The following is a 13,463-nucleotide window of genomic DNA, read 5'->3' on the forward strand; positions in this document are numbered from 1 at the left end:
AACCACAATCGGTCTTCTTCCCTTTTTCGTTTAACGTCCCATGACACGTCTCGGTTTAGATCCTTCAGATGGACCGATTAATCCATTTTCTTCTAATGCATCGATCAATCGGGCGGCTCGATTGTAGCCAATCCGATATTTACGTTGAATCATCGAGGTCGATGCTGTTTCTTGCGTCAAAATGAATTGAACGACTTCGTCATATAACGGATCGTCGACTTCCGTCTCCCCTTCCGGAATATCCTTTGGAATCATCGCTTCGACATATTGTGCTTTTTGTTGGGAGATGACATGGTTAACAATCGTTTCGACTTCTTCATCCGACAAGAAGGCACCTTGGACGCGAACCGGTTTATTCATTCCGTTTCCAAGTAACAACATATCTCCTCGCCCGAGCAACTTGTCTGCACCGCTTGTATCGAGAATCGTCCGGGAATCCGTCCCGCTGGAAACGCTGAAGGCAATCCGCGACGGGATGTTTGCCTTGATGACACCAGTAATGATATCGACACTTGGTCGTTGTGTCGCAATGACCATGTGTATCCCGGCTGCCCGGGCCATCTGGGCGAGCCGCATGATAGCATCTTCGACTTCATTTGAAGCGACCATCATCAGATCGGCTAACTCATCGACGATGACGACGATGTACGGCAGACGTTGATGGACTTTTTCCTCTGCGTTCATCTTATCGATCAAAGCATTATATCCTTCGATGTTGCGTGCTCCATTCTGACTGAAGATTTCATAGCGCCGTTCCATTTCTGAAACGACTTGCTTTAAGGCTTGTGCCGCTTTCTTAGGATCAGTCACGACCGGCGCCAACAGGTGAGGAATGCCATTGTAGACATTCAATTCGACCATCTTCGGATCAATCATCATCAACCGGACTTCATCCGGTCGGGCCCGCATCAAAATCGAAACAATCATCCCGTTGATACACACAGATTTCCCGGAACCGGTTGAACCTGCGACTAAAACGTGCGGCATTTTATTCAGTTTCGCGGTGACCGTCTCACCGGAGATGCTTCGACCAAGTGCAACGAGTAAACGGTCGGGGTCCGCTTGAACACTCTCTGCCCCGAGTACTTCTCGCAACGAGACCATGGCAACTTCCCGGTTCGGTACTTCGATCCCGACGGCAGCCTTGCCGGGAATCGGTGCTTCAATCCGAATATCCTTTGCTGCGAGAGAAAGTGCCAAATCATCAGCCAGTCCGGTAATCCGACTCAGCTTGATACCTTGATCCGGTTCAATCTCATATTTTGTCACACTTGGCCCAAGATGGATCTTTAAGACTTTTGCTCCAATCCCAAATGATTTCAAAGTGGCAATCAATTTTGTGGCATTATCTTTTAAGCGTTTGTTTTCACCAGACAAATCTTTGGTGACAGGTTCCGCTAATAAATCGAGCGATGGCAATTGATAACCGTCCGGTGTCTCGGTCATCGTCAACGGTCCTTGTGTCTCTTTCGCTTGCGGTTCGACATGATCTGCAAATCCGATGATTGGCACATCCTGAAGATTAACAGGGGGCTCTTCCTGCACCGTTTCTTGAAGAACTTGATTTTTTAGTGTTTTTTGTTTTTCAACCGGCTGTTCAGTCGGTTCTGACTGACGGTGTCTTTTTCTTGCAGGACGCTCGTTTGTCGTGACCGATCGTTCACGCTGGCGGAATTCCTGAATTCGTTCTTTGATACCGAAGAGTAATTCACTGAAAAATGTTGGTTGCAGTAAATGAACACCCGTCATAATCAAAAATAAGCCAATCATAAATGCGCCAAAACTTGAGATATAGTAAGAAGAACCCTGATACAACCAGGCATTCAGTGCACCTCGCGGTTGACCGAGCAGCAAATCAATCCAGATCAAACCACCCAAAATCAAGGAGGACCAGGCCCATTTGGCTACACGTTCTTGATTCGACAACAAGAGTAACAGTACCCCCCCGATCAAACCGTAAAGGAGTGAACCAAACTGTCCGACCTGATCTTTGGCGAATTGAGCCAACACTTCGCCGACACGTCCAAACTGTCCAAGTGACAGGATATAGGCCAACAAAGACAGGACCGCGATGATTGCTGCATATGTACGGTATTGGATGGGTTGTCGCTGCTTTTTCACAGATGGACGTTTTTTTGCCGGTGGCCGCTTTCGCGCTGGTGTTTTCCGGACCGGTCCTTTTTTTGTCGTTGCCATCTTTCTCTGACCTCCTGATAAAAAAACGACTCAGCTGACCATCTATCCGGCCTCCCTGAGTCGCTCCTTTTGTTAAATTTCCATGATGATCGGTAAAATCATCGGACGACGTTTTGTTTGTTCGTATAAATACGAACTTAACTTGTCACGAATCAATGATTTCATTTCTGTCCAGTCCAACTCGCCCGTCAGTTTTCCTTGCAATTGTTTTGCAACGATTCGGTTGGCTTCGTTGATCATGTCTTCTGATTCGCGCATGTAGACGAATCCACGTGAAATGATTTCCGGTCCGGAGACAATCGTTTTATTTTTACGACTGATCGTTATGACACAGAGAACGACGCCATCTTGTGACAACAGGCGGCGATCCCGTAACACGATATTCCCGACATCTCCAACACCGATACCGTCAATCAAGACGTTTCCGGCATTCACTTTGCGCGACATCCGGGCTTTTCGTTTTTCGAACTCAACGACATCTCCGTTTTCGATGATAAAGATGTTGTTCGCATTGACACCAACTGTTTGTGCTAAGCGGCTGTGTGCCTTCTGCATCCGGAATTCCCCATGAATCGGAACGAAGAATTTCGGTTTAATCAAGTTCAGCATTAATTTTAAGTCTTCTGCATGTCCGTGACCGGACACGTGGACTTTGCGCTGATTGTAAATGACATTCGCTCCCGCGCGGAACAAGAGATCAATCGTTTTCGAGACAGATTTTTCATTTCCCGGAATCGGTGAAGCCGCGACAACGACCGTATCATTCAGACGAATGTTGACCTGTTTATGGGCATTACGCGCCATACGTGTGAGGGCTGCCATCGGTTCACCTTGCGAACCAGTCGTCAAAATGACGACTTGATTGTCATCGAGGCGATTGATATCGGACAGTTCAACCAACGTTTTTTGTTTAAACCGTAAGTAGTTTAAACGTTGAGCGACCTCAACGATATTGACCATGCTGCGACCGACAACCGCCACTTTTCGGTTGTTGGCTTCTGCCGCTGCAAATACTTGTTGCAAACGGTGCACGTTTGATGCGAATGAAGCAACGATGACACGACCCGGTGCCTCGTAGATGACATCATTTAGTTCTGAACCAACCGTTGATTCTGAACCGGACATTCCGGGACGTTCTGCATTCGTCGAGTCCGATAAGAGGCAGAGAACACCACGCTGACCAATCGCTGCAATTTTCCCGAAATCAGCTTGTTTTCCGTCAACCGGCGTATAATCGAACTTAAAGTCTCCCGTGTGTACGATTGCCCCTTGTGACGTTTGGATACATACCCCGACTGCATCCGGAATCGAGTGATTGACACGGAAAAATGTAATGAAATGACCTGCTACGGTTAATTTCGTCTTGGCATCAATTGGACGAAGATCTGCCTTTTTCAATAAACCGGCTTCTTTTAATTTAATTTCAATCAAACCGAGCGTTAAGCGTGTTCCATAAACCGGTACTTTTAAGTCACGTAACACATAGCTGAGAGCACCAATGTGATCCTCGTGTCCATGGGTAATGAAAATCCCTTGAATCCGCTCTTTATTCTCTTTTAAATAACTAATGTCTGGAATGACTTTATCAATTCCAAGCATCTCATCTCCTGGGAACATTAATCCGGCATCGATTACGAAGATGTCCTCGTCGAGTTCGACGACGTACATGTTCTTACCGATTTCACCGGCGCCACCAAGAGCAAAGACGCTTACCTTTTCCGTCTTTTTCTTTGACACAATATGACCTCCTATTTATATTCACTTTTCGTGAGCCGTCCACTTATCACTATCACTATTCTAGCCGAACTTTGCCGTTCTGCCAACAACAGGGATGGTGAAAACGAAAAAAAACATCGTGTGACCACTCTTTCGGTCCACACGATGTTCGTTTTACGGATTCAACAGTTTCTCGATTTCTTCTGTTCGCTTTGCTATTTCCTGACGGTTTGGTCGCTCACCTGCTTGAAGTTCGTCCAAGGAATAACCAAATGTCATCTCAAAGTGCGGATAATCCACGAATCGTTTCCAGTCACCACCCCACTCGAACCCGAGTGCTTTTCCGACAGCAGCGACTTCTCGCCAGTCACTTTTACCTGATTGATTACCGTCATAGTCTAAATCGTAGGAAATATCCCCGTCTATGATTTGAACAAAATCGATGGCTAAACCATAATTATGCATCGATTCTCCGCCACGTGCATTGGTTACGACTTCTCCTGCTTGGGAACGTCCTTGTTCGTACAAAGCATCCTGCTGTTTTTTCGTTCGATAGCCTTGGGTGATTCGAATATCGATGTTATAGCAGGAATGACTGAGGCGTATTAAATCTTTCGCCCCCGCACTAACCGCCGGGTGAAGCTGTTTCAACTGATCTGCACTGTCATTGATGAGCCGCTCTTCACCAGCAAAATCCCTCGGACAGCTTTCAATGCCGAGTTCCGGCTGATCAATTAAAATGCTCGGCATCCGGTTCATAAAAGCTGCAAGAAACAATCCGATGGCAAACATGGCAAGCAGGAACAAAATCCATCCGAAGATTGTTCCCCGTTTCATCAGCGGCGCAGCTTCTTCCGAATTTTTTGAAGAATCGGTAATCCAGTTTCCAGCAAGATAGATAGCGGTTTGTTCAGAACATAGTCAAACTCACCGATTTTTTCAATCATCTCGCTCCCCCAGCCGGATTTAAAAGCATACAATCCAGCATAATGGTCGTCCGGATCCGTCGATCCACTCACACCACCAAAATCATATGAGATGGCTCCATGTGCTTTCGCATGACGCATCATTGTCCATTGCATTAAATGATTTGGCATAAACTCACGGTATTCGTTTGACGAGGCACCGTACAGGTAATACGACCGTCGACCGGCTAGAGTCAATAAGCCGCCTGAAAGAATCACACCGTCTGGATGTTTAGCCGCAATCGCCATCAATTCTGTTTTCGACTTCTCTGCCTTTTCAATCTGAGCCGTCGTCTGTTCGAGTCGATTATTTAAACTGTTGATTTTCTTCTCAATCGTTTCTTTTTCAAGCTGACGATGAATTTTCGTTAATTCTTTATCTGCTTGTAATAGAGCCGCTTCTGTATTTTCAAGTGCCCGGACAACGTCCAGTTTAGTCAAAAACAATGCCGCGTCTCCAGTCGGGCGCAAATGATCATACAGATTTTCAAAATAATCAAGACCACGGATCGAGAAACCATCACGTTCGCCCGTTTCGACCATCAGGTTCGCAAATGTCTTGAGTTCCTCACGTGATGCTTCATAACAGACAATCCCTTTTCGTTCTGCCAAACGGACATTATAGCGGAACTTGGAATGAAAGCGGTCAAAGATCTCTTTTTCCGATCCTTCCAGACTTGTTTCCATCGTAAAACGTGGTTGCGCATAATCAAATCCGCCTCCGAATCCGTTATGCTTAAATCCTAAAGTCTTCATATCCTGCAGTAAGTTCGGATATTCCGTCCGGTTGACGTTCGGATCCAGTTTAATCGTAATGGCTTTCCGTTGTTTGGCGACACGAACAGCAACATCCCGTAAAGCGGCAACCGCTTCTAGATCCGTATAGTCAACGACGAATCCACGGGGTGCGTAACATAACGTGAACGGCAGTTTCGGAACTTTTTTAAACAGCAAAAGTGCGACTCCTGCTACTTGTCCATCTGCCGTTCCGATCGCAATCCGTTCATGTGTCCAACCGGTCGCTGCCTTAACGGATCCCCAAGCAGGCAATTGCAAAAGATCTCCTTTCGTATGAGTTTTTACAAACTGTTCAAACTGCGTCTGTTCAATTTCAAGTTGTTGGTAAGTCACTTCTTTTCCTCCAATTGGCGTATCATCTCTTTGACGAGTTGTTCTTCGTCGAGGGGCGTCTTCTCATCCCCAATGATTTGATATTTTTCATGCCCTTTTCCTGCTAAGATGACGATATTGTCCGGACGAGCAAGGCGCGCTGCGTAGCGGACCGCCTCTTCCCGGTCACCGATCTCAACGAATTGATCGTGGAGCATCCCCGACGCGATACCGGATGTAATCGACTCATATGATTCGAACCGGGGATCGTCGGTCGTGATCACGACGGTTCCGGCATACGTCGACGCGAGTTGACCCATCATCGGTCGTTTCGTTACATCGCGATTTCCACCTGTTCCGATCAAAAAGACGATGTTTTCTTTCGGAACATCCACTAAAGCTTTTAAGCATTGTTCAATTCCGTCCGGCGTATGGGCGTAGTCGACGTAAATATTATAACCGTCAATCGGTAAACGCTGCATTCGTCCTTTTGCCGGTTGAATCTGAGTGATCGCATTCGAAATCTCAGTCAAGCTGTATCCTGACGACAGTAAAATACCGGTCGCAAGCAGTAAGTTGTAGACATTGAATCGACCGATGAATTGAACCGTCAATTCAATGGATTCTTCTTGATACTCCATCGTAAACGTGGTTTCTTGAAGCGTCTGTGTAATGTGTTTGGCTTGCAGATCAGCCGGCTTCTCAATCCCGTATGTCAGGACACGTGCCCCTGTCATCATCTCAAACAAGTCACTCGTTTCATCATCCGCATTTAAAACGGCTACTTTTTTGTCCGACAGCCGTTGTCCCAATTGGGCAAAAAGCAATCCTTTGGCCCGCGCGTAGTTTTCAATCGTCTTATGAAAATCAAGATGATCGTGTGTCAAGTTCGTAAATCCAGCAATATCAAAGTCTGTCCCCGCCACGCGACCCAGTTCTAGTCCGTGCGAAGAAACTTCCATGATGACATCTTCGACGCCTTCTTGGCGCATTTGGTGGAAAAAGGCCTGCAGTTCCGAACTTTGAGGAGTCGTATTCCGACTTGGAATCACCCGGTCACCGATCTTAACTTCAACAGTCCCGATGATGCCTGTTTTTCGCCCTAATTGCGCCAACACATCACGTACGATGGTCGTTGTCGTCGTTTTCCCGTTTGTTCCCGTAATTCCAATCATCCGCATCTTTTCCGAAGGATAATCATAAAATTTACCGGCCAGTTCTGCCATTGCACGTGTCGTACTTCGAACAAGAATAACAGGAATCGTCACATCAAGCAGACGTTCTGACACGATGGCAACAGCTCCCTGTGCTTCGGCTTGTTTGGCATAATCGTGTCCGTCCACTGTGTATCCTTTAATGGCAACAAATAATGTACCAGGCTTCACATCGCGCGAATCCGTTGTTAAAGAGGTTACGTCCACCTCTACCATACGTTCCGTTTTCTGAGTCTGAATGACTTCGATTAATTCAGTTAATTTCAAAGGTATTCCTTCTTTCTCAACAACTTGTTTTTCAGTTACCTGCTATTTCAGTGTAGGGTAAGGCTTACTCGGTTTCAAGGTCTGCCTCATCAAGTTCCGGCAAGATATAGGCTTTAGCCGGCGGTTCACTAAAAATATACGCAATCATTTCCTGAACGTGAGCGGGTGTTATCTGCTCCACTTCTTTTATGACGTCTTCCAGAGTCGGATGCATACCTAAATGGAGTTCATTTCGGGCATTCCGATTCATATGACTTGAAGTGCTCTCGTTCCCTAAAATTAAAGAGCCTTTTAACTGCTCGATTCCGTCCTCTAGTTCTTTTTCCGTCAAACCATGTTCGAGCAATTGATTGATTTCAGACGCAAGAACCGTCTCGACTTCAGCCAACGTTTCTTTCGATGTTCCAACGTAAATCGTAAAGGTTCCATGGTCATCAAACGTCGTATAGTAGGAAAAGACAGAGTAGGCTAATCCACGGTCCTCCCGAATGGACTGAAACAGTCGACTTGACATCGTTGCACCGAACGCATTATTAAGCAAAGCCAACGTCGGTAAACGATCGTCTGCAGAAGGAATTGACCGGAAGTTATAACAGACATGCACTTGTTCCGTATCTTTTTCCTTGCGTAAGGCGTCACTTTTTAAAACAGGTTCTTCAATTTGACGGACTGCTCCGCTTGCCTGTAATTGCTCAAATCGATGTTTGATTTGTGTAATTAACTCATCTGTCACGTGACCGGCAACAGAAATGACGATTTGTTCCGGTGCGTAGGCTTCTTGAAGATATTCCACAATCATTTGGCGGTTGATGCGTTTCACACTTTCCTCTGTTCCAAGAATGGGCCGTGCCATGACATCGTCTCCGTAGGCCGCCACTGCTAGCAACTCATGTACTAAATCATCCGGGGTATCTTCGTACATTTTAATTTCTTCAATCACGACCCGTTTTTCTTTCTCGAGTTCCTCTTCGTCAAACGTCGATTCCAAAAACATGTCTGCCAGGACATCAAATGCCGTGATCGCATGCTCATCCAACGTCTTAACGTAATAGCAGGTCTGATCTTTACTCGTGAATGCATTAATATTACCACCCAAGCGGTCAAAATAAACGGCTATTTCTTTTGCCGATTGCTTTTTCGTCCCCTTGAACATCATATGTTCGATTAAATGACTGATTCCATGCTCTTCAATGGTTTCAGTCCGTGAACCGGCTTTAATAAAAATACCGGTGGCTACACTTCGGGCATTCTCAATTCGTTCGCTGACGATTCGAACGCCATTATCTAATACAAGTCTTTCGACCATGGTTTACTCCTCCTTTAAATATGAAACAAGGTGGCCCGCGGTGCACATTTTCGCACCGTTGAGCCACCTTTGTTTTCATTAGTTACGACGTGGTGGACGCTGTCCGTCACGTGGTGGGCGAGATCCGGTATCCCGACGCGGCGGGCGGTTTTCACGCTCTGTTTTTTTCTTTTCTTCGTATGCCGCACGATCTTCAGCATTCATACCTTCGACAAGCAATACTTTATGCGACGCGTTAACACGTCCTTTGTCATCCACTTCCGTGACACGGACTTTCAACTTGTCACCCAATTTAACGACGTCTTCGGTTTGACCGACACGCTCAAGTGCCAGTTCCGAGATGTGTACGAGTGCATCTTTGCCTTTGAACAATTCAACGAACGCACCGAATTTTTCAACGCGGCGAACCGTTCCGTCAAATTCTTCTCCGATGACGACTTCACGGACGATCTCTTCAATCAATTGACGTGCCCGGTTGATGCCGTCTTGATCCGTCGACGCGATGAAGACCGTTCCGTCTTGATCGATATCAATTTTGACACCTGTTTCATCAATGATACCGTTGATGACTTTACCGCCGGGTCCAATCACATCGCGGATTTTATCCGGATTGATTTTCAATGTAACGATTTTTGGCGCGTACTTAGACAACTCAACACGTGGTTCAGCAATCACTGAATTCATGTGCTCGAGGATGTGTAAACGACCAAGGCGTGCTTGTTCGAGTGCTTCTTCTAAGATTTGACGTGTAATGCCACCAATCTTCATATCCATTTGAAGGGCAGTGACACCATCTTTTGTTCCTGCGACTTTAAAGTCCATATCGCCGAGATGGTCTTCCATTCCTTGAATGTCAGTTAAGATTGAGTAATTTTCGCCTTCTTTGATCAAGCCCATCGCGATACCGGCAACTGGTGCTTTCAACGGGACTCCAGCATCCATCATGGCAAGAATCGAACCACAAATTGATGCTTGTGAAGACGAACCGTTTGATTCCAGAACTTCTGAAACAAGACGGATCGTGTACGGGAAATCTGTTTCTGAAGGAAGAACCGGTAACAAGGCACGTTCTCCGAGTGCTCCGTGACCAATTTCACGACGACCCGGCGCACGCATCGGACGTGCTTCCCCGACTGAGAACGGCGGGAAGTTGTAATGGTGCATGAAACGTTTCTCCGCTTTCAAACCAAGACCATCGATGATTTGCGCATCTCCTGCAACACCAAGCGTCGCAACAGACAAGACCTGTGTTTGACCACGAGTGAAGAGACCTGAACCGTGTGCACGTGGCAACAGCCCGATTTCTGAATCGAGTGGACGAATCTCAGCAAGTCCTCGTCCATCTGGACGGACTTTATCTTCTGTGATCAATCGACGCACTTCGGTTTTGACGAATTTATTCAAGACTCCTGAAACTTCCGCTAATTGCGCTTCCGTAATAGAATCGTCTGCTGCATATTGATCGATGTATTTCGAAATGACTTCGTTGATCGCAAGATCACGTGCTTGTTTTTCTTCGACTTGAACGGCCGTCGTCACTTCTGCCAGTGCGTCTGCTTTTAAACGGTTGACAAGCGTCTCGTCAAACGAAGAGACCGTATAGGCGAATTTTTCTTGACCGACCGCTGCGACGATTTCTTCTTGGAACGCAATCAAGGTCTTGATCACATCATGTCCGAGGAGAATCGCTTCGAGCATCGCTTCTTCCGAAACTTCTTTTGCACCGGCTTCAACCATGTTGACCGCATGTTTCGTTCCGGCAACTTGAAGGTCAATATCACTTTCAGCCGCTTGACTCATCGTCGGATTGATGATGAACTCACCGTTCACACGCCCAATCGTTACACCGGCAATCGGTCCGTCAAACGGAATGTCTGAAATCGACAACGCGATTGATGCCCCGATCATTGCTGCGACTTCCGGCGAGTTATCTTCATCAGAAGACAAGACCGTTGTTGCGACTTGAATATCATGACGGAATCCATCCGGGAACAATGGACGGATTGGACGGTCGATCAAACGTGATGTCAAAATCGCGTTTTCACCTGGACGCCCTTCACGTTTTAGGAAGCCACCTGGAATTTTACCGGCAGCATATAATTTTTCTTCATAGTTCACTGTTAATGGGAAGAAATCCAAGTCTTTTGGTTGTTTAGATGCAACAACCGTTGCGAGAACTGCCGTCTCACCGTAGCGGATCAACGCTGCTCCGTTTGCTTGTTTGGCCAGTTGACCGATTTCAATTGTTAAAGGACGTCCACCGAGCTCGGTCGAAAACGTCTGTTTTGTTTGTGACATGCACAAATCCCCTCTCACTTCTATCCGTTTTTTCATTCAAATCTAATTATGGATGTTCTGACGTCAAATGTCCATGAATCGGCAAAAAAAAAGAAGCCGGAGACGATGCTCCTGCTTCCTTGTTGATCTGTTCCGATTAGCGACGAAGACCAAGACGCTCGATCAATGAACGGTAACGTGAAACATCCTTGTTACGAAGGTATGTGAGCAAGTTACGGCGACGACCAACCATTTTCAAGAGACCACGACGTGAGTGGTGATCCTTTTTGTGTGTACGTAAGTGATCGTTCAAAGTTGTGATCTGTTCAGTTAAAACAGCAACTTGTACTTCCGGCGAACCAGTATCGCCTTGTTTCGTAGCATAAGCTTCGATAATTTCGTTTTTACGTTCTTTAGTGAGTGCCATTGTCACTCCACCTCCATCTTTTGAATGACCGTGTTGCCGAGCATCGGATGGTGAGACCTGATGCCAAGCCAACCGGCTGTACGTATTCGTACTGACTCATCATATCGAACCGCTGACCGTCTGTCAAACCGTTAATGCCTGCATCGCTTCAATTTTATCGTGTGCGAGCTGGGTTTTTAAGCTCTCAATACCGTCAAACGCTTGTTCGTCCCGTAAGTACGCCATCCATTCGAGTTTTAGTTCTTGTCCATACAGATCTTCATCAAATTGTAACAGGTGTGTTTCGATGCTGACTTCTCCCGTTTCATAAAACGTCGGACGGCGTCCGATATTTGTCATTGCCGGAAATTTTCGTCCGTCTTCTAAATGAACAAACGTCGCATAGACACCTAACTTTGGAATGACATAGGCAAATTCGGGACGAATATTAGCCGTTGGAAAACCAATTTGTCTGCCCCGCGCATCACCATGAATGACGATTCCTTTCGTTTGATACGGTTCTCCTAATAAATTAGCTGCTTCCGTGACAGAACCCGCAGCGAGCAACTGACGAATACGCGTCGAACTGATTTTTTCATTCTGTGCTTGATGTTCCGAAACAATCGTGTGCTCAAATCGTCCCCGGCTGTGAAAATCAAGTGTTTCCATTTTTCCTGCGCCGAACCGACCATACGAATAGTCAAAACCGGCGACGATATGACGGGCTCCGGCGGCAATTAAATAATGATCGACGAAGTCCTGCGGGGATAACTCTGAAAAAGCGACTGTGAATTCGATGACATAAACGCGGTCAATACCAAGTTGCGCCATCTTTTCAAGTTTTCGGTCAAGCGGTGTAATGTAGAGGATTTGTTCCGTTCCATTACCAAGTACTTGTTTGGGATGAGGATCAAACGTCATAACCGCTACTGGCAGATGCAGTTCGCGGCTTTTTTCGATTGCCGCCTGTAAAACACGCTGATGTCCAAGATGAACACCATCAAAAAAGCCGAGTGCGATGACAGCCGGATCTTCTACTGGTTGTTCTGGATATGTTAAATGAATGATGTCCATTCCTGATCTCTCCGATCCTAATCGATTTGTAACATGACTTCGACGCGTCCCATATTGATCTCGGAATCCAGTCGATAGATCGCCAAAGGGATGCCTTCTTCATTATAGACAGTAAATCGTTCAAATTCGACCGGAATGCCTGGTAATTTTGCCCCATTCAACACTCGGGCTGCCGTTTCAGCGTTTACTGTCATGCGCGGCCACTTTTGAATGACTTGTTCAATCGGCAAAACATATTGCATGCGCTCTTCCACAGTCTCACATGCTTCAAGCGTAGCAAGCGTCACAGCTTCTGTTTCAGACATCGCACCCGAACTCGTACGGCGCAACTCACTCATGTGAGCCGCATAACCTAAACGTTGACCGATTTCAACGGCAAGCGTCCGGATATATGTCCCTTTTCCACATGCAATCTCGATGCGAAAACGGCAGATCCCGTTTTCAAAAGTCAGTCCGGACGTTCGTTCCAGCGTATCAATTTGAACGATTCGAGTCGGTCGTTCCACTTCGATCCCTTTACGGGCGTATTCGTACAATTTTTTCCCATTCACTTTGACGGCCGAGTAATAAGGCGGTGTCTGCTGCAACTGACCCGTCAGTTGTTGTAAGATCTCGTCGATGGCTTCCCGTGAGATGCTGTCCGGTTCGACCGGAGTTTCCTGCACCGTCTCACCATGCGCGTCTTCCGTTGTCGTCGCATATCCAATCGTCACTTCTGCCGCATATCGTTTTCCTTCGTCTGTAATGAAACGGGCAAGCTTTGTCGCTCGTCCGAGACAGATCGGTAAGACACCTGTGACTTCCGGATCAAGTGTTCCGGTATGTCCGACTTTTTTTGTCTGAAAAAGGCGACGCAGTCGAAACACACAATCATGACTCGTCATGCCGGCCGGCTTATCTAAAGGTAATACACCTATTGGTTCCATTTTAAT

General features: G+C 46.5%; 10 protein-coding genes. All 10 read right to left on the minus strand.

The window, feature by feature from the left end; genetic code table 11:
* Positions 1-30 precede the first annotated feature (30 nt).
* Complete coding sequence (locus ACHA8N_RS00815) at positions 31-2,196, minus strand: DNA translocase FtsK (protein ID WP_393964466.1); 2,166 nt, start codon at positions 2,194-2,196, stop codon at positions 31-33.
* A gap of 72 nt (positions 2,197-2,268) precedes the next feature.
* Positions 2,269-3,933 (minus strand): ribonuclease J, encoded by a 1,665-nt coding sequence (locus ACHA8N_RS00820; RefSeq protein WP_026828051.1) that lies wholly within the window; start codon positions 3,931-3,933, stop codon positions 2,269-2,271.
* 153 nt (positions 3,934-4,086) lie between these two features.
* Positions 4,087-4,749 carry a M15 family metallopeptidase gene (locus ACHA8N_RS00825; RefSeq protein ID WP_393964467.1) on the minus strand — a complete coding sequence of 221 codons (663 nt, stop codon included), beginning with the start codon at positions 4,747-4,749 and terminating at the stop codon, positions 4,087-4,089.
* Positions 4,749-6,008, minus strand: a complete 1,260-nt coding sequence (locus ACHA8N_RS00830) for a lipid II:glycine glycyltransferase FemX (protein ID WP_393964468.1) — start codon at positions 6,006-6,008, stop codon at positions 4,749-4,751. Before ACHA8N_RS00830 ends, ACHA8N_RS00825 begins: the two co-directional genes overlap by 1 nt.
* Complete coding sequence (locus ACHA8N_RS00835) at positions 6,005-7,468, minus strand: UDP-N-acetylmuramoyl-L-alanyl-D-glutamate--2,6-diaminopimelate ligase (protein ID WP_147510914.1); 1,464 nt, start codon at positions 7,466-7,468, stop codon at positions 6,005-6,007. Before ACHA8N_RS00835 ends, ACHA8N_RS00830 begins: the two co-directional genes overlap by 4 nt.
* Before the next feature lie 64 nt (positions 7,469-7,532).
* Positions 7,533-8,774, minus strand: coding sequence for a M16 family metallopeptidase (locus ACHA8N_RS00840; protein ID WP_393964469.1), 1,242 nt, complete (start codon positions 8,772-8,774; stop codon positions 7,533-7,535).
* A 78-nt stretch (positions 8,775-8,852) separates the two neighbouring features.
* Positions 8,853-11,072: a polyribonucleotide nucleotidyltransferase gene (gene pnp / locus ACHA8N_RS00845; RefSeq protein ID WP_393964470.1), complete on the minus strand. Its 2,220-nt coding sequence runs from the start codon at positions 11,070-11,072 to the stop codon at positions 8,853-8,855.
* 136 nt (positions 11,073-11,208) lie between these two features.
* Positions 11,209-11,478: a 30S ribosomal protein S15 gene (rpsO, locus tag ACHA8N_RS00850; protein ID WP_012370703.1), complete on the minus strand. Its 270-nt coding sequence runs from the start codon at positions 11,476-11,478 to the stop codon at positions 11,209-11,211.
* 123 nt (positions 11,479-11,601) lie between these two features.
* Positions 11,602-12,531, minus strand: coding sequence for a bifunctional riboflavin kinase/FAD synthetase (locus ACHA8N_RS00855; RefSeq protein WP_147510911.1), 930 nt, complete (start codon positions 12,529-12,531; stop codon positions 11,602-11,604).
* 17 nt (positions 12,532-12,548) lie between these two features.
* Positions 12,549-13,457 (minus strand): tRNA pseudouridine(55) synthase TruB, encoded by a 909-nt coding sequence (gene truB, locus ACHA8N_RS00860; RefSeq protein WP_147510910.1) that lies wholly within the window; start codon positions 13,455-13,457, stop codon positions 12,549-12,551.
* Positions 13,458-13,463: the final 6 nt, after the last annotated feature.

Source organism: Exiguobacterium sp. S22-S28 (genome assembly GCF_043359615.1).
GTDB lineage: Bacteria > Bacillota > Bacilli > Exiguobacteriales > Exiguobacteriaceae > Exiguobacterium_A.

What these genes read in the sequence shown, in the direction of transcription:
- pnp (WP_393964470.1), bottom strand. Translation starts at nt 11,072, where the DNA reads ATGTCACAAACAAAACAGACGTTTTCGACCGAGCTCGGTGGACGTCCT.
- ACHA8N_RS00840 (WP_393964469.1), bottom strand. Translation starts at nt 8,774, where the DNA reads ATGGTCGAAAGACTTGTATTAGATAATGGCGTTCGAATCGTCAGCGAA.
- ACHA8N_RS00825 (WP_393964467.1), bottom strand. Translation starts at nt 4,749, where the DNA reads ATGAAACGGGGAACAATCTTCGGATGGATTTTGTTCCTGCTTGCCATG.
- ACHA8N_RS00815 (WP_393964466.1), bottom strand. Translation starts at nt 2,196, where the DNA reads ATGGCAACGACAAAAAAAGGACCGGTCCGGAAAACACCAGCGCGAAAG.
- rpsO (WP_012370703.1), bottom strand. Translation starts at nt 11,478, where the DNA reads ATGGCACTCACTAAAGAACGTAAAAACGAAATTATCGAAGCTTATGCT.
- ACHA8N_RS00855 (WP_147510911.1), bottom strand. Translation starts at nt 12,531, where the DNA reads ATGGACATCATTCATTTAACATATCCAGAACAACCAGTAGAAGATCCG.
- truB (WP_147510910.1), bottom strand. Translation starts at nt 13,457, where the DNA reads ATGGAACCAATAGGTGTATTACCTTTAGATAAGCCGGCCGGCATGACG.